At 66.5% G+C, this 22,015-nt stretch carries 33 protein-coding genes and 1 pseudogene; 2 read left to right on the forward strand and 32 right to left on the reverse strand.

What is annotated here, in order from left to right:
• Window positions 1–148: 148 nt before the first annotated feature.
• The 28 genes from rpsK to rpsJ form a co-directional block, all read right to left on the reverse strand.
• Entirely contained in the window at window positions 149–553 is a 405-nt protein-coding gene (gene rpsK / locus ACWCQK_RS28870; protein WP_003956432.1) for a 30S ribosomal protein S11, read from the reverse strand.
• Between the two features lie 64 nt (window positions 554–617).
• Window positions 618–998, reverse strand: a complete 381-nt coding sequence (gene rpsM / locus ACWCQK_RS28875; protein ID WP_451159836.1) for a 30S ribosomal protein S13 — start codon at window positions 996–998, stop codon at window positions 618–620.
• A 193-nt stretch (window positions 999–1,191) separates the two neighbouring features.
• Window positions 1,192–1,305 (reverse strand): 50S ribosomal protein L36, encoded by a 114-nt coding sequence (rpmJ, locus tag ACWCQK_RS28880; protein WP_003998809.1) that lies wholly within the window; start codon window positions 1,303–1,305, stop codon window positions 1,192–1,194.
• Window positions 1,306–1,363: 58 nt separating this feature from the next.
• Window positions 1,364–1,585: a translation initiation factor IF-1 gene (infA, locus tag ACWCQK_RS28885; protein ID WP_003948620.1), complete on the reverse strand. Its 222-nt coding sequence runs from the start codon at window positions 1,583–1,585 to the stop codon at window positions 1,364–1,366.
• A gap of 141 nt (window positions 1,586–1,726) precedes the next feature.
• A complete protein-coding gene (gene map, locus ACWCQK_RS28890) occupies window positions 1,727–2,563 on the reverse strand; it encodes a type I methionyl aminopeptidase (protein ID WP_451159838.1) in 837 nt (278 codons plus the stop codon).
• A 169-nt stretch (window positions 2,564–2,732) separates the two neighbouring features.
• Window positions 2,733–3,395 (reverse strand): adenylate kinase, encoded by a 663-nt coding sequence (locus tag ACWCQK_RS28895; protein WP_451159840.1) that lies wholly within the window; start codon window positions 3,393–3,395, stop codon window positions 2,733–2,735.
• Window positions 3,395–4,708: a preprotein translocase subunit SecY gene (gene secY, locus ACWCQK_RS28900; RefSeq protein WP_385776356.1), complete on the reverse strand. Its 1,314-nt coding sequence runs from the start codon at window positions 4,706–4,708 to the stop codon at window positions 3,395–3,397. The genes ACWCQK_RS28895 and secY overlap by 1 nt, the downstream gene beginning before the upstream one ends.
• 243 nt (window positions 4,709–4,951) lie before the next feature.
• Window positions 4,952–5,407, reverse strand: coding sequence for a 50S ribosomal protein L15 (rplO, locus tag ACWCQK_RS28905; RefSeq protein WP_451159842.1), 456 nt, complete (start codon window positions 5,405–5,407; stop codon window positions 4,952–4,954).
• A gap of 2 nt (window positions 5,408–5,409) precedes the next feature.
• Entirely contained in the window at window positions 5,410–5,592 is a 183-nt protein-coding gene (gene rpmD, locus ACWCQK_RS28910; RefSeq protein ID WP_003974250.1) for a 50S ribosomal protein L30, read from the reverse strand.
• Window positions 5,592–6,197: a 30S ribosomal protein S5 gene (rpsE, locus tag ACWCQK_RS28915; RefSeq protein WP_020132624.1), complete on the reverse strand. Its 606-nt coding sequence runs from the start codon at window positions 6,195–6,197 to the stop codon at window positions 5,592–5,594. The genes rpmD and rpsE overlap by 1 nt, the downstream gene beginning before the upstream one ends.
• Window positions 6,198–6,238: 41 nt before the next feature.
• Window positions 6,239–6,622 carry a 50S ribosomal protein L18 gene (rplR, locus tag ACWCQK_RS28920; RefSeq protein ID WP_152888011.1) on the reverse strand — a complete coding sequence of 128 codons (384 nt, stop codon included), beginning with the start codon at window positions 6,620–6,622 and terminating at the stop codon, window positions 6,239–6,241.
• 3 nt (window positions 6,623–6,625) lie between these two features.
• Window positions 6,626–7,165, reverse strand: coding sequence for a 50S ribosomal protein L6 (gene rplF, locus ACWCQK_RS28925; protein ID WP_317444886.1), 540 nt, complete (start codon window positions 7,163–7,165; stop codon window positions 6,626–6,628).
• Between the two features lie 24 nt (window positions 7,166–7,189).
• Complete coding sequence (rpsH, locus tag ACWCQK_RS28930) at window positions 7,190–7,588, reverse strand: 30S ribosomal protein S8 (RefSeq protein ID WP_007384075.1); 399 nt, start codon at window positions 7,586–7,588, stop codon at window positions 7,190–7,192.
• A 213-nt stretch (window positions 7,589–7,801) separates the two neighbouring features.
• Window positions 7,802–7,987: a type Z 30S ribosomal protein S14 gene (locus ACWCQK_RS28935; RefSeq protein ID WP_003948630.1), complete on the reverse strand. Its 186-nt coding sequence runs from the start codon at window positions 7,985–7,987 to the stop codon at window positions 7,802–7,804.
• Window positions 7,988–7,992: 5 nt separating this feature from the next.
• Window positions 7,993–8,550, reverse strand: a complete 558-nt coding sequence (rplE, locus tag ACWCQK_RS28940; protein ID WP_362155154.1) for a 50S ribosomal protein L5 — start codon at window positions 8,548–8,550, stop codon at window positions 7,993–7,995.
• Window positions 8,550–8,873 (reverse strand): 50S ribosomal protein L24, encoded by a 324-nt coding sequence (rplX, locus tag ACWCQK_RS28945; protein WP_266519679.1) that lies wholly within the window; start codon window positions 8,871–8,873, stop codon window positions 8,550–8,552. Before rplX ends, rplE begins: the two co-directional genes overlap by 1 nt.
• Before the next feature lie 2 nt (window positions 8,874–8,875).
• Window positions 8,876–9,244, reverse strand: coding sequence for a 50S ribosomal protein L14 (rplN, locus tag ACWCQK_RS28950; protein WP_003998823.1), 369 nt, complete (start codon window positions 9,242–9,244; stop codon window positions 8,876–8,878).
• A 101-nt stretch (window positions 9,245–9,345) separates the two neighbouring features.
• Window positions 9,346–9,630 (reverse strand): 30S ribosomal protein S17, encoded by a 285-nt coding sequence (gene rpsQ / locus ACWCQK_RS28955; RefSeq protein ID WP_385776350.1) that lies wholly within the window; start codon window positions 9,628–9,630, stop codon window positions 9,346–9,348.
• On the reverse strand, window positions 9,630–9,854 hold the full coding sequence (gene rpmC / locus ACWCQK_RS28960) for a 50S ribosomal protein L29 (RefSeq protein ID WP_003998824.1): 225 nt from the start codon (window positions 9,852–9,854) through the stop codon (window positions 9,630–9,632). The genes rpsQ and rpmC overlap by 1 nt, the downstream gene beginning before the upstream one ends.
• Window positions 9,854–10,273 (reverse strand): 50S ribosomal protein L16, encoded by a 420-nt coding sequence (rplP, locus tag ACWCQK_RS28965; RefSeq protein WP_004927269.1) that lies wholly within the window; start codon window positions 10,271–10,273, stop codon window positions 9,854–9,856. The genes rpmC and rplP overlap by 1 nt, the downstream gene beginning before the upstream one ends.
• Before the next feature lie 5 nt (window positions 10,274–10,278).
• Window positions 10,279–11,112 carry a 30S ribosomal protein S3 gene (gene rpsC, locus ACWCQK_RS28970; protein WP_451159846.1) on the reverse strand — a complete coding sequence of 278 codons (834 nt, stop codon included), beginning with the start codon at window positions 11,110–11,112 and terminating at the stop codon, window positions 10,279–10,281.
• Window positions 11,112–11,459, reverse strand: coding sequence for a 50S ribosomal protein L22 (gene rplV, locus ACWCQK_RS28975; protein WP_003974262.1), 348 nt, complete (start codon window positions 11,457–11,459; stop codon window positions 11,112–11,114). The genes rpsC and rplV overlap by 1 nt, the downstream gene beginning before the upstream one ends.
• Before the next feature lie 42 nt (window positions 11,460–11,501).
• Window positions 11,502–11,783 (reverse strand): 30S ribosomal protein S19, encoded by a 282-nt coding sequence (rpsS, locus tag ACWCQK_RS28980; RefSeq protein WP_005481224.1) that lies wholly within the window; start codon window positions 11,781–11,783, stop codon window positions 11,502–11,504.
• A 12-nt stretch (window positions 11,784–11,795) separates the two neighbouring features.
• On the reverse strand, window positions 11,796–12,632 hold the full coding sequence (gene rplB, locus ACWCQK_RS28985) for a 50S ribosomal protein L2 (protein ID WP_093824855.1): 837 nt from the start codon (window positions 12,630–12,632) through the stop codon (window positions 11,796–11,798).
• A 38-nt stretch (window positions 12,633–12,670) separates the two neighbouring features.
• Window positions 12,671–13,090 (reverse strand): 50S ribosomal protein L23, encoded by a 420-nt coding sequence (gene rplW / locus ACWCQK_RS28990; protein WP_451159849.1) that lies wholly within the window; start codon window positions 13,088–13,090, stop codon window positions 12,671–12,673.
• Window positions 13,090–13,743, reverse strand: a complete 654-nt coding sequence (rplD, locus tag ACWCQK_RS28995; protein ID WP_385776346.1) for a 50S ribosomal protein L4 — start codon at window positions 13,741–13,743, stop codon at window positions 13,090–13,092. The genes rplW and rplD overlap by 1 nt, the downstream gene beginning before the upstream one ends.
• 8 nt (window positions 13,744–13,751) lie before the next feature.
• The gene (gene rplC / locus ACWCQK_RS29000) at window positions 13,752–14,396 is read right to left on the reverse strand and encodes a 50S ribosomal protein L3 (RefSeq protein WP_007384065.1); all 645 of its coding nucleotides are present in this window, start codon (window positions 14,394–14,396) and stop codon (window positions 13,752–13,754) included.
• Between the two features lie 17 nt (window positions 14,397–14,413).
• The gene (gene rpsJ / locus ACWCQK_RS29005) at window positions 14,414–14,722 is read right to left on the reverse strand and encodes a 30S ribosomal protein S10 (protein WP_003948644.1); all 309 of its coding nucleotides are present in this window, start codon (window positions 14,720–14,722) and stop codon (window positions 14,414–14,416) included.
• A 1,024-nt stretch (window positions 14,723–15,746) separates the two neighbouring features.
• Between rpsJ and ACWCQK_RS29010 the strand changes: the two genes are divergently transcribed.
• Window positions 15,747–16,610 carry a helix-turn-helix domain-containing protein gene (locus ACWCQK_RS29010; protein ID WP_451159851.1) on the forward strand — a complete coding sequence of 288 codons (864 nt, stop codon included), beginning with the start codon at window positions 15,747–15,749 and terminating at the stop codon, window positions 16,608–16,610.
• 49 nt (window positions 16,611–16,659) lie between these two features.
• Window positions 16,660–17,016: pseudogene (locus ACWCQK_RS29015) on the forward strand (hypothetical protein).
• Between the two features lie 129 nt (window positions 17,017–17,145).
• On the opposite strand, the gene tuf reads toward ACWCQK_RS29015, so the two are convergent.
• The 4 genes from tuf to rpsL form a co-directional block, all read right to left on the reverse strand.
• Entirely contained in the window at window positions 17,146–18,339 is a 1,194-nt protein-coding gene (gene tuf / locus ACWCQK_RS29020) for an elongation factor Tu (protein WP_451159853.1), read from the reverse strand.
• 154 nt (window positions 18,340–18,493) lie between these two features.
• Window positions 18,494–20,623: an elongation factor G gene (fusA, locus tag ACWCQK_RS29025; protein WP_451159855.1), complete on the reverse strand. Its 2,130-nt coding sequence runs from the start codon at window positions 20,621–20,623 to the stop codon at window positions 18,494–18,496.
• 39 nt (window positions 20,624–20,662) lie between these two features.
• On the reverse strand, window positions 20,663–21,133 hold the full coding sequence (gene rpsG, locus ACWCQK_RS29030; RefSeq protein ID WP_005481264.1) for a 30S ribosomal protein S7: 471 nt from the start codon (window positions 21,131–21,133) through the stop codon (window positions 20,663–20,665).
• Between the two features lie 2 nt (window positions 21,134–21,135).
• Window positions 21,136–21,507: a 30S ribosomal protein S12 gene (rpsL, locus tag ACWCQK_RS29035; protein WP_003948652.1), complete on the reverse strand. Its 372-nt coding sequence runs from the start codon at window positions 21,505–21,507 to the stop codon at window positions 21,136–21,138.
• Window positions 21,508–22,015: the final 508 nt, after the last annotated feature.

A 22,015-nucleotide genomic window follows, 5' to 3' on the forward strand; every position in this document is an offset into this window, starting at 1 on the left:
TGCGTTCCTTCAGTCAGGGGCACCCACTATTTGATGCCCTGAGTCACCGGGCGGTGGCCCGATGGTGCTACGTGCAAGGGTACGGGCGATACAGCCCTTTTACGGAGCCGTACCGCCCGGAAACCTCAGACCGCCAGGCGGCCGTGCGTCAGACGCGACGACGCTTCGGCGGACGGCAGCCGTTGTGCGGGGTGGGGGTGACGTCCTGGATGGAGCCGACCTCGAGGCCCGTGGCCTGGAGGGAGCGGATCGCGGTCTCGCGACCGGAGCCCGGGCCCTTCACGAAGACGTCGACCTTGCGCATGCCGTGCTCCTGCGCGCGGCGGGCGGCCGACTCGGCGGCCATCTGCGCGGCGAACGGCGTCGACTTGCGCGAGCCCTTGAAGCCGACGTGGCCGGCGGAGGCCCAGGAGATCACGTTGCCCGAGGGGTCCGTGATCGAGACGATCGTGTTGTTGAACGTGCTCTTGATGTGAGCGTGCCCGTGAGCGACGTTCTTCTTTTCCTTGCGGCGCACCTTCTTGGCAGCGCCCTGACGACCCTTGGGGGGCATCTATAACTCCTACGGGAGGTGGTCGGTCCTACAGCGAAGACCGTGGACAGAGGTCCGCTGCGGACTACTTCTTGCCCGGCTTCTTCTTGCCGGCGATGGCGCGACGCGGGCCCTTGCGGGTGCGAGCGTTGGTGCTGGTGCGCTGACCGCGGACGGGCAGACCGCGGCGGTGCCGCAGACCCTGGTAGCAGCCGATCTCGACCTTGCGGCGGATGTCGGCCTGGATCTCGCGACGGAGGTCACCCTCGGTCTTGATGTTGTTGTCGACGTACTCGCGGATCGCGACGAGCTGCTCCTCGGAGAGGTCGCGAACGCGGGTGTTCGGGTCGACGCCGGTCGCTGCCAGCGTCTCCTTCGAGAGGGTCCGGCCGACGCCGAACACGTAGGTGAGGGCGACCTCCACGCGCTTTTCGCGCGGGATGTCAACACCGGAAACGCGTGCCATTCAATGGCTCCAGTTGAATTTTCGGAGGTCTTCCGCAGAACCGATTCCCAGTCGCCGTACTAGGTACGAACTGGGTCCCCGGCCTCCGAGCCGGGGGTATCAGACCTGATGTACTCAGGCCTGGGTGCTGCGTATGAACACATTCAGCTTGCGTCGCGCGAATTTCTGCGAAATGCAGAGGTGCGGTCCTGCGTCAGCCCTGGCGCTGCTTGTGGCGCGGGTTCTCGCAGATGACCATGACCCGGCCGTGACGGCGGATCACCCTGCACTTGTCGCAGATCTTCTTGACGCTCGGCTTGACCTTCATTGGTGAGGTTCTCCGGGTCAGTGCCATCGCCACGGGAGGCCCGGGGCGCGGGCAAGATCTACTTGTACCGGTAGACGATCCGGCCACGCGTCAGGTCGTACGGAGACAGCTCCACCACGACCCGGTCGTCAGGGAGGATACGGATGTAGTGCATACGCATCTTGCCGCTGATGTGTGCCAGAACCTGGTGGCCGTTCTGGAGCTCAACCTTGAACATGGCGTTCGGAAGAGACTCGACGACAGTGCCCTCGATCTCGATGGCACCTTGCTTCTTGGCCACGCTTCGCCCTTCGAATCGACTACCTTGATCGACTCTGTACGAGCGCATGCAGGCATGCGGGTGCACGAGAGCCGACGAGTCAGTCTACGTCAGCGCACCCGGAAACACGAATCGAGGAAGTCTGCCCCATGGGCAAGATCATCATGCCAGGGGGTCCGGAGCGGCCGTGACGCCGTGCTCCGCCAGCTTCGCCCGGCCGCCGTCCGGCGCGGTCAGGACCAGCGGCCCCGCCTCCGTGAGGGCGACGGAGTGCTCCCAGTGCGAGGACCAGGTGCCGTCCGTGGTGATGACCGTCCAGTCGTCCTCGAGGACCTCGGTCCTCGGGGTCCCGAGGGAGACCATCGGCTCGATGGCGAGGCAGAAGCCGGGGATCAGCTTGGCGCCCTTGCCGCGCCGGCGGTCGACGTAGTTCAGCAGGTGCGGGTCCATGTGCATCTCGGTGCCGATGCCGTGGCCGCCGTAGTCCTCGATGATCCCGTACCGGCCGCCGCCGGGCTTCGGCTGGCGGCGGATGTAGGTCTCGATCGCGCGGGAGACGTCGATGAGACGGTTGCCCTGCTTCATCGCCGCGATACCGGCCCACATCGACTCCTCCGTCACCCGGGAGAGCTCGATCAGCTCCGGTGCGTGACCGGAGCCCACGAAGGCGGTGTAGGCGGCGTCACCGTGCCAGCCGTCGACGATCGCGCCGCAGTCGATGGAGATGATGTCGCCGTCCTTGAGGACGACGTTCTCGGAGGGGATGCCGTGGACCACGACGTCGTTCACGGAGGTGCAGATCGTCGCGGGGAAACCGCCGTAGCCGAGGAAGTTCGACTTCGCGCCGTGCTCCGCGAGCACCTTGCGCGCCACCTCGTCCAGGTCCCTGGTCGTCGCCCCGGGCACGGCCGCCTCCCGCGTCGCCGCGTGGATGGCGGCGACGACCAGTCCCGCCGCACGCATCTTGGCGATCTGCTCCGGGGTCTTGATCTGCACCATGGGGTCTACGGCCTTTCTGTCCTCCGGACCGGAGGGACTGCGGACTGCGGATCGACTACGGACTGCGGGCTTCCGGATACCTCAACGATACGTGGGAGCACACGCGCCCCCCACACAGCAGCCGCGGTCCCCTCCGGAGGGAACCGCGGCTACGGCGACGTACGAACGGCTAGTTGTCGCCGTCCTCGCGCTTGAGTGCTTCGAGCGATCGCTTCGTGACCTCGTCCACCGGACCCAGCGCCGAGATCGTGACGACCAGGCCCTGCGTCTTGTAGTAGTCGATGATCGGCTCGGTCTGCGTGTGGTAGACCTCGAGCCGCTTGCGCACGGTGCCCTCGGAGTCGTCGTCCCGCTGGTACAGCTCGCCGCCGCAGACGTCACAGACGCCTTCCTTGGCCGCGGGCTTGTACGTCACGTGGAAGACGTGCGAGGAGTCGTTGCGGCAGATGCGCCGGCCGGCGATCCGCTTGACGACCTCCTCCTCGGGGGCCTCCAGGTCCAGTACCGCGTCCAGCGTGATGCCCTCGCCTGTGAGGAGCTCGTCCAGCGCCTCGGCCTGCGAGACATTGCGCGGGAAACCGTCGAGCAGGAAGCCGTTCGCGGCGTCCGGCTGCTCCATGCGGTCCTTGGCCATCGCGATGGTGACCTCGTCGGGGACGAGGTTGCCGGCGTCCATGTAGGACTTCGCGAGCTTCCCGAGCTCCGTCTGCTGGCTGATGTTGGCGCGGAACAGGTCGCCCGTGGAGATGTGGGGAACGCGCAGCTTCTCTGCCAGCCGAGTGGCCTGCGTTCCCTTACCGGCACCAGGCGGCCCGACGAGGACGATTCGCATCAGCGGAGGAACCCTTCGTAATTGCGCTGCTGGAGCTGGCTCTCGATCTGCTTCACCGTCTCGAGACCCACACCCACGATGATGAGGATGCTGGTCCCGCCGAACGGGAAGTTCTGGCTTGCCCCGAAGCCGACCAACGCCATCGTCGGTACAAGAGCGATCAGTCCCAGATACAGCGAACCCGGCCAGGTGATCCGGTTGAGTACGTAGCTCAGGTACTCAGCGGTCGGTCGGCCAGCCCGGATGCCCGGGATGAAGCCACCATACTTCTTCATGTTGTCGGCGACTTCCTCGGGGTTGAAGGAGATCGCCACGTAGAAGAACGCGAAGAAAACGATGAGCAAGAAGTACATGGTGATGTAAATCGGGTGGTCACCCTTGACCAGGTTCTGCTGGATCCAGGTCTTCCAGGCGGAATCGCCACCGGAGAACTGCGCGACGAGTGCCGGGATGTACAGCAGCGACGAGGCGAAGATGACGGGGATCACACCCGCCTGGTTCACCTTCAGCGGGATGTACGTCGACGTGCCGCCGTACGAGCGGCGGCCGATCATGCGCTTCGCGTACTGAACGGGGATACGGCGCTGAGCCTGCTCGACGAAGACCACCAGGGCGACCATGACCAGGCCGACCAGGATGACGGTGCTGAACTCGATCCAGCCGTCGGCCAGCGTGCCCGACGTCTTGATGGCCCACAGCGCCGACGGGAAGGTCGCGGCGATCGAGATGAACATGAGGATCGACATGCCGTTGCCGATACCGCGGTCGGTGATCAGCTCGCCCAGCCACATGACCACGGCCGTACCGGCCGTCATGCAGATGACCATCGTGATGGTGGTGAAGATGGCGCGGTCCGGGACGATGCTCGAGGCGACCGTGCAGCCGGAGAACAGGGCGCCGCTGCGAGCGGTGGCCACCAGGCCGGTGCCCTGGAGGATGGCGAGCGCCACCGTCAGGTAACGGGTGTACTGCGTGATCTTCGCGGTGCCGGCCTGGCCCTCCTTCTTGAGGGCCTCCAGACGCGGGATCACCACGGTCAGCAACTGGAGAATGATGCTCGCCGTGATGTACGGCATGATCCCGAGCGCGAAGATCGTGATCTGGAGCAGTGCGCCGCCGCTGAACATGTTCACCAGACCGAAGAGGCCCTGGTTTCCGGACGCCTCGTCCACGCACTGCTGCACGGACTTGTAGTTGACGCCCGGGATCGGGATGTGGGTACCGACCCGGTAGACCACGATGATCGCGAGCGTGAAGAGCAGCTTCTTGCGCAGGTCGGGCGTCCTGAACGCCCGGGCGAACGCGGTGAGCACGGTGCCTCCTGCGACCCCCGCGCAACTGCGTCAAGGGTGACGGTCTTGAGAATCCAATGGGGATGACGACTTGAGAACGGTCAACTGCCGCTCAGGGTGCCCCATACGAAGCACCCAGGAAAGTGGGCAGTGCAGGCCACCTTACCGGCGAGACTGCCCCCCTTGGAACGACCAACCGGGGATACCCCATTTGTGGGGTATCCCCGGTCGGGATCGTTCAGGTCATCGAAACGCCTGAGTAACTCAGACGAGCTCGGTGACGGTACCGCCGGCGGCGGTGATCTTCTCCTTGGCGGAGCCGGAGACGGCGTCGACCGTCACCTGCAGCGCCACGGAGAGCTCGCCCTGGCCGAGGACCTTGACGAGGCTGTTCTTGCGAACGGCACCCTTGGCCACCAGACCCTCGACGGTGACCTCGCCACCCTCGGGGTAGAGCAGGGCCAGCTTGTCGAGGTTCACGACCTGGAACTCGGTCTTGAACGGGTTCTTGAAGCCCTTCAGCTTCGGAAGACGCATGTGGAGGGGCATCTGGCCACCCTCGAAGCGCTCCGGAACCTGGTAACGGGCCTTCGTGCCCTTGGTACCACGACCGGCCGTCTTACCCTTCGACGCCTCACCACGACCCACACGGGTCTTGGCGGTCTTGGCGCCCGGGGCAGGACGGAGGTTGTGGATCTTGAGCGGGTTGTTCTCCGCCATGATCAGTCGACCTCCTCGACCGTCACGAGGTGGCGGACGGTGTGCACCATTCCGCGGAACTCGGGGCGGTCCTCCTTGACGACCTGCGTGTTGATGCCCTTGAGACCAAGGGAACGCAGGGTGTCACGGTGGTTCTGCTTGCTGCCGATGTACGACTTCACCTGCGTGATCTTGAGCTGCGCCATTACGCACCAGCCCCGGCACGCGCACGGAGAAGAGCCGCGGGAGCGACGTCCTCGAGGGGCAGACCACGGCGGGCCGCGATCTCCTCGGGACGCTGCAGACCCTTCAGGGCCTCCACGGTCGCGTGCACGATGTTGATCGCGTTGGACGAGCCGAGCGACTTCGACAGGATGTCGTGCACGCCGGCGCACTCGAGCACGGCACGCACCGGGCCACCGGCGATGACGCCGGTACCGGGGGAAGCAGGCTTGAGCAGGACGACGCCCGCGGCCTTCTCGCCCGTGATCGGGTGCGGGATGGTGCCCTGGATACGGGGGACCTTGAAGAAGTGCTTCTTGGCCTCCTCAACACCCTTGGCGATGGCGGCCGGCACCTCCTTGGCCTTGCCGTAACCGACACCCACGGTGCCGTCACCGTCGCCCACCACGACCAGCGCGGTGAAGCTGAAGCGACGACCACCCTTCACAACCTTGGCGACGCGGTTGATCGCGACGACACGCTCGACGTAAGCGGTCTTCTCGGCGGCAGCTGCGCCGCCGTCACGGCCCTTCCGGTCCCGCCGCTCGCCGCCACCGGCACCGCTTCCACGGCGCTGGGGTCCAGCCATTGGAATTACCTCTCTCTGTTTCCGCTAGCTACGGAACCGGCTCAGAACTTCAGACCGGCTTCGCGGGCGGCGTCCGCCAGGGCGGCGATGCGCCCGGCGTACTGGTTGCCACCACGGTCGAATACGACAGCCTCGACGCCCGCGGCCTTCGCACGCTCGGCGACAAGCGCGCCGACCTGCTTGGCCTGGGCCGACTTGTCACCCTCGCCACCGCGGATCGAGGTGTCCAGGGTGGACGCCGACGCAAGGGTGTGCCCCTTGAGGTCGTCGATCACCTGGGCCACGATGTGGCGGTTGGAACGGGTAACGACCAGGCGGGGACGCTCGGCCGTACCACCGATCCGCTTGCGGATCCGGATGTGACGGCGCTTGATCGCGGCGCGCTTGTAGGCGTCGCCCTTCAGGATCTTCTGTCCGTATGCCATGGCTTACTTACCCGCCTTTCCGACCTTGCGGCGGATGACTTCGCCCTCGTACTTGACGCCCTTGGCCTTGTACGGGTCGGGCTTGCGCAGCTTGCGGATGTTGGCCGCAACCTCGCCGACCTTCTGCTTGTCGATGCCCTCGACCTGGAAGCGGGTCGGGGTCTCCACCTTGAAGGTGATGCCCTCGGGCGCCTCGACGGTGATCGGGTGGCTGTAGCCGAGCGCGAACTCGAGGTTCGAACCCTTGGCCGTAACGCGGTAACCGACACCGCTGATCTCGAGCTTCTTCACGTAACCCTGGGTCACGCCGGTGATCATGTTCGCCACCAGCGTGCGGGACAGGCCGTGCAGGGCCTTGTTCTGACGCTCGTCGTTCGGACGGGTGACGTTCAGAACGCCGTCCTCACCCTTGACGATGTCGATCGGCGCGACGACGGTGTGGGTCAGCGAGCCCTTGGGGCCCTTGACCGAGACCGTGCGGCCATCGATGGTGACGTCCACGCCGGCGGGAACCGTGATGGGGAGCTTGCCAATACGCGACATAGCTGTTTCCTCCGTTCCCTTCCGCTACCAGACGTAGGCGAGGACTTCTCCGCCTACGCCCTTCTTGCCGGCCTGCTTGTCGGTGAGGAGACCGTGCGACGTGGAGATGATCGCCACGCCGAGGCCGCCGAGCACCTTCGGCAGGTTGGTGGACTTCGCGTAGACCCGGAGACCGGGCTTGGAAATCCGCTTGATGCCCGCGATGGAGCGCTCACGGTTGGGGCCGAACTTCAGCTCCAGGACGAGGTTCTTGCCGACTTCGGCGTCCTCGACCTTCCAGCCCGTGATGAAGCCCTCCTGCTGGAGGATCTCCGCGATGTGAGACTTGATCTTCGATGCCGGCATCGTCACGGAGTCGTGGTATGCCGAGTTCGCGTTTCGCAGACGCGTAAGCATGTCTGCGATCGGATCAGTCATGGTCATGAATTGGCCTTCGGCCTCTCTCGCCGGGGTTTCCTGGTGCGCCATCCCTCTCCCCGATCCGGGACGGGACGGGTGCGGCGCGGTGGACCTACGGCGTAGTAAGTCGTACGGGCGGCAGTCAGGCGCCCAACCCTCCAAGCCTAAGCCATGGAGAGGCGGGCACCTGACACGCCCAGTGCTTACCGAGAGCCCTTGGAATCCCTAAGTAGGGGATTACCAGGAGCTCTTGGTCACGCCCGGCAGCTCGCCACGGTGAGCCATCTCACGAAGGCACACGCGGCACAGGCCGAACTTGCGGTACACGGAGTGGGGACGGCCGCAGCGCTGGCAGCGCGTGTAGCCACGCACGCCGAACTTGGGCTTGCGAGCAGCCTTCGCGATCAGAGCCTTCTTCGCCATCTCGCTCACGCCTCCTTGAAGGGGAAGCCGAGGTGACGAAGGAGCGCGCGGCCCTCAGCGTCGTTGGTCGCCGTGGTGACCACGGTGATGTCCATACCCCGGACGCGGTCGATCTTGTCCTGGTCGATCTCGTGGAACATGACCTGCTCCGTGAGACCGAAGGTGTAGTTGCCACGGCCGTCGAACTGCTTGGGGGACAGGCCGCGGAAGTCGCGGATGCGCGGCAGCGCGAGCGACAGGGTGCGGTCCAGGAACTCCCACATGCGGTCGCCACGGAGCGTGACGTGGGCACCGATCGGCTGGCCCTCACGCAGCTTGAACTGCGCGATGGACTTGCGAGCCTTGGTCACGGCCGGCTTCTGACCGGTGATCGTGGTGAGGTCGCGGATGGCGCCGTCGATCAACTTGGAGTCGCGGGCGGCGTCGCCCACACCCATGTTGACCACGATCTTGACGAGACCGGGGATCTGCATGACGTTCTCGTACTTGAACTCGTCACGCAGCTTGCCCGCGATCTCCTCGCGGTACTTCTGCTTCAGACGCGGGGCAGTGGTGGTAGCCATCAGATGTCCTCACCCGTCCGCTTGGCAACGCGAACCTTGTTGCCCTCGTCGTCGAAGCGGTAACCGACACGCGTGACGACCTTGTTGCCGTCCTTCTCCACGACCAGCTGAACGTTGGAAACGTGGATCGGGGCCTCGGTGGTCACGATGCCGCCGGCCTGGGAACCGCTGGCGGTCGGGCCGGCCTTCGTGTGCTTCTTGACCCGGTTGACCCCCTCGACCAGGACACGGTCCTCACGGGGGAAGGCCGCGATGACCTTGCCCTGCTTGCCCTTGTCCTTACCGGTGATGACCTGGACCAGGTCGCCCTTCTTGATCTTCATGCTTACAGCACCTCCGGCGCGAGCGAGATGATCTTCATGAACTTCTTCTCGCGCAGCTCACGGCCGACGGGGCCGAAGATACGGGTGCCGCGAGGGTCGCCGTCGTTCTTCAGAATGACGGCGGCGTTCTCGTCGAAGCGGATGTACGAGCCGTCCGGACGGCGGCGCTCCTTGACGGTGCGAACGATGACGGCCTTGACGACGTCACCCTTCTTCACGTTGCCACCGGGGATCGCGTCCTTGACGGTGGCGACGATGACGTCACCGATGCCCGCGTAGCGGCGACCGGAGCCACCGAGCACACGGATGCAAAGGATCTCCTTCGCACCAGTGTTGTCGGCGACACGCAGTCGCGACTCCTGCTGGATCACGTCTATCTCCTGGTTGTCTGCCGGTTCCCGGGGCGGTGCGCACGACGGCGCACCGCCCCGAGCCTGGCGGAACGATGCCTAGGGGGTCCCCCTAGGAGGGATTACTTGGCCTTCTCGAGGATCTCGACGATGCGCCAGCGCTTCGTCGCAGACAGCGGCCGGGTCTCCGCGAGGAGGACACGGTCGCCGACGCCCGCGGCGTTCTGCTCGTCGTGGGCCTTGAGCTTGTTCGTACGGCGGATGACCTTGCCGTACAGAGCGTGCTTGACGCGGTCCTCGACGGCGACGACGACGGTCTTGTCCATCTTGTCGCTGACGACCAGACCCTCACGGGTCTTGCGGAAACCGCGCTGCTCGTTGGTCTCAGTCACGTTGCTCTCGCTCATCAGGCGCTCTCCACCGTCTCGATGCCCAGCTCGCGCTCACGCATCAGGGTGTAGATCCGCGCGATGTCCTTGCGGACGGCCTTCAGCCGACCGTGGTTCTCGAGCTGACCCGTCGCCGCCTGGAAGCGGAGGTTGAACAGCTCTTCCTTGGCTTCGCGGAGCTTCGCCAGAAGCTCCTCGTCACCCAGTTCGCGCAGCTCGGACGCCTTGGTACCGGCCGACATCACGCTTCACCTGCCTCGCGCTTGACGATCCGGCACTTCATCGGCAGCTTGTGGGCTGCGCGAGTGAGGGCCTCACGGGCGATCTTCTCGTTGGGGTAGGACAGCTCGAACATGACCCGGCCCGGGTGCACGTTCGCGATCCACCACTCGGGAGAACCCTTACCGGAACCCATGCGGGTCTCGGCAGGCTTCTTCGTCAGCGGGCGGTCCGGGTAGATGTTGATCCAGACCTTGCCGCCACGCTTGATGTGGCGGGTCATCGCGATACGGGCCGCCTCGATCTGGCGGTTGGTCACGTACGCCGGCGTGAGGGCCTGAATGCCGTACTCGCCGAACGCGACCGTCGTACCGCCCTTGGCCTGACCACGGCGCTTCGGGTGGTGCTGCTTGCGGTGCTTGACCCTACGGGGGATCAGCATGTCGGTCAGGCCTCCGTTCCGGTGCTCTCAGCCGGAGCGGCCGCCGGAGCCTCGGCCTTGGGGGCCTCGGCAGCGGGAGCCTGCTGCGGCTTACGGCCGCGACCGCCACGCTCGCCACCGCGGCCACCACGGGCCGGGCGGTCGGCGCCGCCGCCACCACGGGCCGGGCGGTTGCCGGCGCGGGCAGCGGCGTTCTCGGCGCGGACCTCGGCGATGTTCTTGACATCGCCCTTGTAGATCCAGACCTTCACGCCGATACGGCCGAAGGTCGTCTTGGCCTCGAAGAAGCCGTAGTCCACGTTCGCGCGGAGCGTGTGCAGGGGCACGCGGCCCTCGCGGTAGAACTCCGAGCGGGACATCTCGGCGCCACCGAGGCGGCCACCGCACTGGATCTTGATGCCCTTGGCGCCGGCCTTCATGGCGGACTGCATGCTCTTACGCATGGCCCGACGGAAGGAGACGCGGGAGGAGAGCTGCTCGGCGACGGCCTGGGCGACCAGCTGGGCATCGGTCTCGGGGTTCTTGACCTCGAGGATGTTCAGCTGGACCTGCTTGCCCGTCAGCTTCTCGAGGTCACCGCGGATGCGGTCGGCCTCGGCGCCACGACGGCCGATGACGATGCCCGGACGCGCGGTGTGGATGTCCACACGGACACGGTCACGGGTGCGCTCGATCTCCACCTTCGAGATGCCGGCGCGCTCCATGCCGGACGTCATCATCCGACGGATGGCGACGTCTTCCTTGACGTAGTCCTTGTACAGCTTGTCGGCATACCAACGCGACTTGAAGTCGGTCGTGATACCGAGCCGGAACCCATGCGGGTTTACCTTCTGGCCCATTACCGGGTTCCTTCCTTGCTGCTGACGACCACGGTGATGTGGCTGGTCCGCTTGCGGATCCGGTAGGCACGGCCCTGGGCACGCGGACGGAACCGCTTCAGGGTCGGACCCTCGTCGACGTACGCCTCGGAGATGAAGAGGCTGTCGGCGTCAGTGTGGTCGTAGTTGTGCGCGGCGTTGGCAATGGCGCTGTCCAGCACCTTGCCGACCGGCACGCTCGCGGCCTGCGGGGCGAAACGCAGGACCGCCTGAGCCTCCGTGGCGTCCATGCCACGGATAAGGTCCACCACCCGGCGGGCCTTCATGGGCGTGACGCGGATGTACCGCGCCTGGGCCCTGGCTTCCATGGTTGTCCTTCCAGTGTCTGTCATGGTCATTCCACCCCGCTACTAGCGGCGCTTCGACTTCCGGTCGTCCTTGACGTGACCCCGGAAGGTGCGCGTCGGCGAGAACTCGCCGAGCTTGTGGCCGACCATCGACTCGGTGACAAACACCGGAATGTGGGTCTTGCCGTTGTGCACCGCGATCGTGTGGCCCAGCATGGCCGGGATGATCATCGAGCGACGGGACCAGGTCTTGATGACGTTCTTGGTGCCGGCTTCGTTCTGTACGTCCACCTTCTTGATCAGGTGGTCGTCGACGAAGGGCCCCTTCTTGAGACTGCGCGGCATCTAAACCCGCTCCTAGCGCTTCTTGTTCGTCTTGCGGCGGCGGACGATGTACTTGTTCGAAGCCTTCTTCGGCGAACGAGTACGACCCTCCTTCTGACCCCACGGCGAGACCGGGTGACGACCACCGGAGGTCTTGCCTTCACCACCACCGTGCGGGTGGTCAACCGGGTTCATCGCCACACCGCGAACGGTCGGGCGGACGCCCAGCCAGCGCTTACGCCCGGCCTTGCCCCAGTTGATGTTGCTCTGCTCGGCGTTGCCGACCTCGCCGACCGTGGCGCGGCAGCGCTGGTCGACCAGGCGGATCTCACCGGAGGGCATGCGGAGGTGGGCCATCGAGCCCTCCTTCGCGAGCAGCTGCACCGAGGCGCCGGCGGAGCGGGCGAACTTGGCACCGCCACCGGGACGGAGCTCGATCGCGTGGATCGTGGTACCGACCGGGATGTTGCGGAGGGCCAGGTTGTTGCCCGGCTTGATGTCGGCCCCAGGACCGTTCTCGACGCGGTCACCCTGCGACAGGTTGCGGGGGGCGAGGATGTAGCGCTTCTCGCCGTCCGCGTAGTGCAGCAGCGCGATGCGCGCGGTGCGGTTGGGGTCGTACTCGATGTGCGCGACCTTCGCCGGCACGCCGTCCTTGTCGTGACGACGGAAGTCGATCACGCGGTAGGCGCGCTTGTGTCCGCCACCCTGGTGGCGAACGGTCACACGACCGGCGTTGTTACGGCCGCCCTTGCTGTGCAGCGGGCGGACCAGCGACTTCTCCGGCGTGGACCGCGTGACCTCGACGAAGTCGGCGACGCTGGAGCCACGACGGCCCGGCGTAGTCGGCTTGTACTTGCGGATTCCCATTTCTCAGTCCTCGTCCGATATCGGACGATCCGACCCGCTTACGCGGTCGGACCGCCGAAGATGTCGATACGGTCGCCCTCGGCGAGGGTCACGATCGCGCGCTTGGTGTCAGCGCGCTTACCGAAACCACTCTTGGTGCGCTTGCGCTTGCCCTGGCGGTTGATCGTGTTGACCCCGGTGACCTTGACCGAGAAGACCGCCTGGACGGCATCCTTGATCTGGGTCTTGTTGGAACCGGGCGCCACGACGAAGGTGTACTTGCCCTCGTCGAGCAGCGCGTAGCTCTTCTCCGAGACGACCGGCTTGAGGAGCACGTCACGGGGGTCCGTGAAGGACTTGCTCAGCGGCGTCTCGACGGTGTTCTTGCCTTCGGTGGCGTGGCGCTTCGCCTTGGCGACGCGCGCGGCCTTGGCGGCCTTGGCCGCCTTCGAGGCGATGCTCGGGTGACGCGTAGCCATCAGGCCTCGCTCCCTTCGGTGTCATTGGCCTTCGGGCCGGACACGAAGGACTCGAACGCGGACTGGGTGAAGACCACGTCGTCCGAGACGAGAACGTCGTACGTGTTCAGCTGGCCCGGCTCCAGGATGTGGACCTGGGGCAGGTTGCGGGCGGACAGCCACGCGGTCTCGTCGCTGCGCTCGACGACCAGGAGCAGGTTCTTGCGCTCCGAGATCTTGCCGAACAGCGTCTTCGCGGCCTTGGTCGAGATGTCGCCCTCGACCACGCCGGTGACGACGTGGATGCGGTTGTGGCGGGCCCGGTCGGTGAGGGCGTGGCGCAGGGCCGCGGCCTTCATCTTCTTCGGGGTCCGCTGCGAGTAGTCACGCGGCTGCGGGCCGTGGACGACGCCACCACCGGCGAACTGCGGCGCGCGGGTCGAACCCTGACGGGCGCGACCGGTGCCCTTCTGGCGGTACGGCTTCTTGCCGCCACCACGGACCTCGCCGCGACGCTTGGTCTTGTGCGTGCCCTGACGGGCAGCGGCGTTCTGCGCGACGACGACCTGGTGGATCAGCGGGATGCTGATCTTCTCCACGCCGAAGATCTCCGCGGGGAGCTCGACGCTACCGGTCTTCTCGCCGGCAGGCGAAAGGATGTCAACAGTGCTCATCGGTTACCTCAGGCCCCCTTGGCCGCGGTGCGGACCAGGACGAGGCCGCCGTTCGGACCGGGAACCGCGCCCTTGATGAGCAGCAGACCCTTCTCCGCGTCAACGGCGTGGACGGTCAGGTTCTGGGTGGTGACCCGCTCGTTGCCCATGCGACCCGCCATGCGGAGGCCCTTGAACACGCGACCCGGGGTGGCGCAGCCACCGATGGAACCGGGGGAGCGGTGCTTGCGCTGGGTGCCGTGTCCGGCGCCGAGGCCCTTGAAGTTGTGACGCTTCATGACACCGGCGAAGCCCTTGCCCTTGCTCTTGCCGGTCACGTCGACCTTGATGCCGGCCTCGAACACCTCAGCGGTGATCTCCTGGCCGAGGGTGTACTCGCTGGCGTCAGCGGTACGGATCTCGACGAGGTGGCGGCGGGGAGTGACGTCGGCCTTGGCGAAGTGGCCCTTGAGGGGCTTGTTCACCTTGCGCGGGTCGATCTCGCCGAAGGCGATCTGGACCGACTCGTAGCCGTCGGCGTCGTTCGTACGGACCTGGGTGACGACGTTGGGGCCGGCCTTGACGACGGTGACCGGAACAACACGGTTGTTCTCGTCCCACACCTGCGTCATGCCGAGCTTCTCGCCCAGGATGCCCTTGATCTGCTTAGCCATTCTCAGATCACCGGCCTTCAGAGCTTGATCTCGATGTCGACACCGGCCGGGAGGTCGAGTCGCATCAGAGAGTCAACGGTCTTCGGGGTCGGGTCGAGGATGTCGATCAGGCGCTTGTGCGTGCGCATCTCGAAGTGCTCGCGCGAGTCCTTGTACTTGTGCGGCGACTTGATGACGCAGTACACGTTCTTCTCGGTGGGGAGCGGCACCGGGCCCGCGACCGACGCACCAGTCCTGGTCACCGTCTCGACGATCTTCTTCGCCGAGGAATCGATGACCTCGTGGTCGTAGGCCTTGAGCCGGATGCGGATCTTCTGTCCCGCCATGGCTACTCAGTAGTCCTGTCTCTTCGTACGCTCTGGAACCCGGTATTCCGTGCACTTCCTCCGACCCACGCGGTCGGGCGTGTCGCGTTCCCACTCACACAGATGTCCCACCTGAGACATCCCTTGCTGGGGAACGCGGCCCTTTCGGAACCGCAGGTCGGGGGCCGAAAGGCCCACCGGGCGCCTGGCCGGTGCTGCACTGACACTTCCCGGAAGATTCCCGTACGTCCGTCCCAGCGCTGCCCAGGGGCAGTTAGGACGACGAGTACTGTGGGACTCGCTTCCGGTCCTCCCGGCGGGAGGCGTGCAGCATCAACACTCGACCGAGCAACTCCGACAGTCTGCCATATGGGGCAGGCCCTCCGCCAATCGAGCCGGAGACAATACCCCCAAGGTGACGTAGGTCAAACGCGGGGCGGCCCCGGACCCCGTGCGCCGGGACCACCGACGCGAGGCGGCGGACGGATCCGGACGAGGCCGCGGTCCGGCCGGAGCCCCGCCGGCCGCACCGACCGGCCCCCGGCCTCCGGGTGCCCCCGGCCCCGTGGACGCCCGATCGCGCGCACCCGGCCGCACGGGTCATCGCGCCCGGCCGGCAGGTGGAGCCTCACCGTCGCGGCGCGTCAAGTCGGTTGCGTGGATGTCCACTTCGCCTCGCCGATGGGCATTCTTCAGGCCCCCCGGGTCGGCGCGGGCGCGCCGCTCGACGACTCCGCGGCACGGCCGGCCGCCTTCGCGTCCAGTCCCCGCGGCCACTGGCGGTCACCGGAACCCGGGCCCCCGCGTCACGGCGCGAGAGGCGCTCTCCCGTAAGCACCCCGAGGCGAAAGAACCCTGGCCAAGCCCCACCCCTCCCGCCCGCCCGCGCACTCTCACTCCCCCGAGTGAACATCACCAACTCGGCTGGATTCCGGGCCCCTTGCCTGCTCTACGCTCAGCGCGACACCGCAGACATGCGACGGCCCCCGCCGGGACTGCCATCCCGATGCGAGGGCCTGACCACCGAGGAAGTAGGAGCTTCCCGATGGATGCACAGAACCCTAGCGCGCCCCCGCGCGCCCAGTCCCGCACTGCGGGCAAGAACCACCCGGACCAACGGCACCCGCACTCCGGCGTCGTCCACGACAACGCCCGCCACACCACCCGTTTCACGGTGATCGGCAATCACCTCGCCCAGCACACGCAGCTGTCGCTGCTCGCGATCGGCCTGGCCGTCCACATCCAGTCCCTCCCGGCCGGCGCCCGCGTCGACATCAAGACGCTCACCGCGCGCTTCCCCGAGGGTTCCGCCCGCATCGCCGCCGCCCTGCGCGAGCTCGAAGCCCACGGCTATCTCCGCCGCGTCCGCGAGCGCGTCCCCAGCGGCCGCATCGTCACCCGCACGGTCTCCTGCAACCGGCCCGGACACCGTGGCGCGCCGGAACCTCCCCGGACGCCCGCCCGGCGCCCCGCCCCGGACAGCCCCGCACCTCGCAGGAAACTCCCGGCGGTCCCCCAGCCCTCCGGCTCCTCCCCCACCCTGCTCCAGGCCGCCGTCGAGCTCCTCGCGGGGCTCCGCCGCCACGACCCCCGTCTCCTGCTCTCGGCCACCGACGCCGAGCACCTCGCCCCCGGCGTCGCCGCCTGGCTGGAGCGCGAGGTCACGCCCACCGCCGTACGCGACGCGCTGACCGACGGCCTCCCCCGGGAACCCGTGCGCCGCCCGGCCGCCCTCCTCGCCCACCGCCTGGCCGCCCAGCTCCCGCCCCCACCACCGTTCCGGGCCCCGGTCCGGGCCCCGGACGTACGGCACCCGTTCCAGACCTGCGACACCTGCGAACGGGCCTTCCGCTCTCCCGCCGCGGGCCGCTGCCGCGACTGCCGATCCGTTCCCCCGGAGGCCGCCTAGCATGAACGTGACGATCCTTGCCCCCAGGCGCAGACGAGGAGCGAGCGCCATGACCATCGCCCCGGACGGCGCGAAGCAGAGCGCCTCTCCCCTGTACCGGCCATGAGGGACTTTGTCCGGTCGATGGACGACACCCTTCCGGGCAAATTCGAGATCACCAAGGATGGGATCGTCCACGACATGGTGCGACTGGGTCGGGGAGATGCGTGACTATGCCCTGATCGGCATCCCCGTCTGCGCCGTCTTCGACCCCCGCACCGGCACGGGCGCCGTCCTCACCGACATCCACTCCACTCCCGACGGACCCCGGTACGCCAGCCGCAAGGACTTCGTCCACGGCGAGGACGTGACCATCGCCGACTGGACGATCTCCACGGCGAACCTGCCGCTCTACCCGAACGCCTGAGGCGACCGCGGCAGCCCGGTACGACGAGGCGCGGCAGCCCGGGTACGACGAAAGGGCCCGTACGACCGAAGTCGTACGGGCCCTTTCTGGAGCTCAGCTCAGGCTGAAGCTACCGGGTCAGGCACAAGATCACTTCGTGATCTTGATGACCTGGCCGGCGCCGACCGTCCGGCCACCCTCACGGATGGCGAACTTCAGGCCCTCTTCCATCGCGATGGGCTGGATGAGCTGCACCGACATCTCGGTGTTGTCACCCGGCATGACCATCTCGGTGCCCTCGGGGAGGGTCACAACGCCCGTCACGTCCGTCGTACGGAAGTAGAACTGCGGACGGTAGTTGTTGAAGAACGGCGTGTGGCGGCCACCCTCGTCCTTGGACAGGATGTACGCCTGCGCCTCGAACTCGGTGTGCGGGGTGACCGAGCCCGGCTTGATGATGACCTGGCCGCGCTCGACGTCCTCGCGCTTGATGCCACGGAGGAGCAGACCGACGTTCTCACCGGCCTGGCCCTCGTCGAGCAGCTTGCGGAACATCTCGATACCGGTGACCGTGGTGGTGGTCTTCTCGGTCTTGATGCCGATGATGTCGACGGTCTCGTTGACCTTCAGGACACCACGCTCGATACGGCCGGTGACGACCGTACCGCGACCGGTGATCGTGAAGACGTCCTCGATGGGCATGAGGAACGGCTTGTCGACGTCACGCTCGGGCTCCGGGATGGCGGAGTCGACGGCGTCCATGAGCTCCAGGACCGTCTTGCCCCACTCCGCGTCGCCCTCGAGGGCCTTGAGCGCGGAGACCTTGACGACCGGAAGGTCGTCGCCCGGGAACTCGTACTCGGAGAGGAGCTCACGGACCTCGAGCTCGACGAGCTCCAGGATCTCCTCGTCGTCCACCATGTCGGCCTTGTTCAGGGCGACAACGATGTACGGCACGCCGACCTGGCGGGCCAGGAGCACGTGCTCCTTGGTCTGCGGCATCGGGCCGTCGGTGGCGGCGACCACGAGGATCGCGCCGTCCATCTGCGCGGCACCGGTGATCATGTTCTTGATGTAGTCCGCGTGACCCGGGCAGTCGACGTGGGCGTAGTGACGCGCCTCAGTCTGGTACTCGACGTGCGCGATGGAGATGGTGATACCGCGCTGACGCTCCTCAGGAGCCTTGTCGATCTGGTCGAAGGCCGAGGCCTCGTTCAGGTCCGGGTACTTGTCGTGCAGCACCTTGGTAATGGCGGCCGTGAGGGTCGTCTTACCGTGGTCGATGTGACCGATGGTGCCGATGTTGACGTGGGGCTTAGTCCGCTCGAACTTCGCCTTCGCCACGGGGTCCTCCTGTGGAGTGGTTCTGAACGCCTTGCTTCATCGGCGCCAGGTGATCTTTGCTGGGAAGCCCGGGGCCGAGGGCATTCCCCCATGAATGCGGGTGAATGCCCCTGCCGGCTCCGGAGTCAAGCCTAAAGCGTGCGAACGCGGTGCGTTACTCGCCCTTGGCCTTCGCGATGATCTCCTCGGCGACGTTCCGCGGAACCTCGGCGTAGGAGTCGAACTGCATCGAGTAGCTTGCGCGACCCGACGTCTTGCTGCGGAGGTCGCCGACGTAGCCGAACATCTCCGAGAGGGGCACGAGGCCCTTCACGACGCGGGCGCCGCTGCGCTCCTCCATGGCCTGGATCTGGCCACGGCGGGAGTTGAGGTCGCCGATGACATCACCCATCGACTCCTCGGGCGTGGTGACCTCGACGGCCATCATCGGCTCGAGGAGCACGGGAGAAGCCTTGCGCGCGGCCTCCTTGAAGGCCTGCGAACCGGCGATCTTGAACGCGAGCTCGGAGGAGTCGACCTCGTGGTAGCCACCGTCGAGAAGAGTGACGCGGACGCCCGTCATCTCGTAGCCGGCCAGGATGCCGAACTGCATGGCCTCCTGCGCACCGGCGTCCACCGACGGGATGTACTCCCGCGGGATACGGCCACCGGTCACCTTGTTCACGAACTCGTACGCCGGACCGTCGGTCTCGGTGATGGGCTCGATCGCGATCTGCACCTTGGCGAACTGACCGGTACCACCGGTCTGCTTCTTGTGGGTGTAGTCGTGACGCTCGACGGCCTTGCGGATCGTCTCGCGGTACGCGACCTGCGGCTTGCCGACGTTGGCCTCGACCCTGAACTCGCGCTTCATACGGTCGACCAGCACCTCGAGGTGCAGCTCGCCCATACCGCCGAGGATGGTCTGGCCCGTCTCCTCGTCCGAGTGAACGTGGAAGGAGGGGTCCTCCTCCGCGAGACGCTGGATGGCGACACCCAGCTTCTCCTGGTCACCCTTGGACTTGGGCTCGATGGCGACCTGGATGACCGGCGCCGGGAAGTCCATGGACTCCAGGATCACCGGGTTCTTGTCATCGCAGAGCGTCTCACCGGTCGTGGTCTGCTTCAGACCCATCACGGCGACGATGTCGCCGGCGCCCACCGCGTCGATCTCCTCACGCTTGTTCGCGTGCATGCGGTAGATCTTGCCGATGCGCTCCTTCTTGCCCTTGACGGAGTTCAGCACGGCAGTGCCGGTCTCCAGGCGGCCCGAGTAAACCCGGACGAAGGTGAGCTTGCCGAGGTGCGGGTCGCTCATGATCTTGAACGCCAGCGCCGACAGCGGCTCGTCCTCGGACGGCTTGCGCTTGACGACGACCTCGGCGTCCTTGACGTCGTGGCCCTCGATGGCCTCCACGTCGAGCGGGGTCGGCAGGTAGCGCACGACCGCGTCGAGCAGGGGCTGGACGCCCTTGTTCTTGAACGCGGTGCCACAGAACACGGGGGTGACCGTGACGCCGTCGGACTTGCCGGACGCGATGGTGATACGACGGATCGCGGCGTACAGCTGCTCCTCGGTGGGCTCCTGGCCCTCCAGGAACAGCTCCATGATCTCGTCGTCGTTCTCCGCGACGGCCTCGACCAGCTTGCCGCGGTACTCCTCGGCAGCCTCGGTGTGCGTGGCCGGGATGTCGACGACGTCGTACATCTCGCCCTTCGCCGCCTCGGCGGACCACACGAGCGCCTTCATGCGGACCAGGTCCACAACGCCCTTGAAGTCCATCTCGGCGCCGATCGGCAGCTGCATGATGAGCGGAACGGCACCGAGCCGGTCCTTGATCATGTCCACACAGCGGTGGAACTCGGCACCGGTGCGGTCCAGCTTGTTCACGAAGCAGATGCGCGGCACACCGTAACGGTCGGCCTGACGCCACACCGTCTCGGACTGCGGCTCGACACCGGCGACACCGTCGAACACCGTGACGGCACCGTCGAGGACGCGAAGCGAACGCTCCACCTCGACGGTGAAGTCGACGTGTCCCGGGGTGTCGATGATGTTGATCGTGTAGTCGTTGTCCTCGAGCGGCCAGTGACAGGTGGTGGCAGCAGAGGTGATCGTGATGCCACGCTCCTGCTCCTGCTCCATCCAGTCCATGGTGGCGGCGCCGTCGTGGACCTCACCGATCTTGTAGCTGACGCCGGTGTAGAAGAGGATCCGCTCAGTGGTGGTCGTCTTGCCCGCGTCGATGTGGGCCATGATCCCGATGTTGCGGACCTTGGCCAGGTCAAGTGAAGTGGTAGCCATAAGGCTTCGGTCTTCTCTCGGTCTCGATGGGGTCTGCGACTACCAGCGGTAGTGCGCGAAGGCCTTGTTGGACTCGGCCATCTTGTGGGTGTCCTCGCGCTTCTTCACAGCGGCACCGAGGCCGTTGGACGCGTCGAGAAGTTCGTTGAGGAGGCGCTCGGTCATGGTCTTCTCGCGACGGGCGCGCGAGTAACCGACGAGCCAGCGCAGCGCGAGGGTGTTGGCGCGACCGGGCTTGACCTCGATCGGAACCTGGTAGGTCGCGCCACCGACACGGCGGGACTTGACCTCAAGGGTGGGCTTGATGTTCTCCAGCGCGCGCTTCAGCGTGATGACCGGGTCGTTGCTGGTCTTCTCGCGCAGGCCCTCCATGGCGCCGTACACGATGCGCTCGGCGGTGGAGCGCTTGCCGTTCAGCAGCACCTTGTTGATCAGCGACGTGACAAGAGGAGAACCGTAGACCGGGTCGATGATGACCGGGCGCTTCGGGGCGGGGCCCTTACGAGGCATTCTTACTTCTCCTTCTTGGCGCCGTAGCGGCTGCGGGCCTGCTTGCGGTTCTTGACGCCCTGGGTGTCCAGGGAACCACGGATGATCTTGTAGCGAACACCCGGCAGGTCCTTCACACGGCCGCCGCGCACGAGCACGATGGAGTGCTCCTGCAGGTTGTGTCCCTCACCCGGAATGTAAGCGGTGACCTCGATCCCGCTGGTCAGACGCACACGCGCGACCTTACGCAGGGCCGAGTTCGGCTTCTTCGGGGTGGTCGTGAACACACGCGTGCAGACGCCACGACGCTGGGGCGAACCCTCAAGCGCGGGCGTCTTGTTCTTCTCGACCTTGTCCTGCCGGCCCTTCCGGACCAGCTGCTGGATCGTAGGCACTACTTCTCCGGTTTCTGTGTGCCGAATGGTGAAGCTAACCTGGAACATTCGCCGACCCACGCGGTCGGGTGTGTCGAATCCAGCAGACCTTCGCCGCGAGGCGGAGAGGGCGCAGATTGCGGTGGCCGGTCCAGAACCCCGCGTGCGGTTCAAGGCACGCACGAGGGCCAGGGCACACCCCAGGCACAAGGTCCGAGGGTACCTACCTCATTCGCTGCGGTCAAAACAAATGGGTAGGGCCGGTCGACCCGCACCGGACAAGACGAAGCCGCGCGCCCTCCGCGATCTTCGAATCCGCGGTTCCCGCCCGCGCCGTGACCCGAACGCCCGCATATCGCCCTTTGGTGACCCCGATGGTGACCCCGGCACACCAGGCGGCGAAGCCCGGATGGCCAAACGTCGAATTCCGGCCGACCGAGGCGACGCCGACGCGGCCGGCCGCCGCCCGTCGATCGTCGGCGCGGACACCGCGGGGCGACCGGGCGGGGCGCCGCGAACCGGGCGTTTC

This window comes from Streptomyces sp. NPDC002306 (assembly GCF_053593435.1).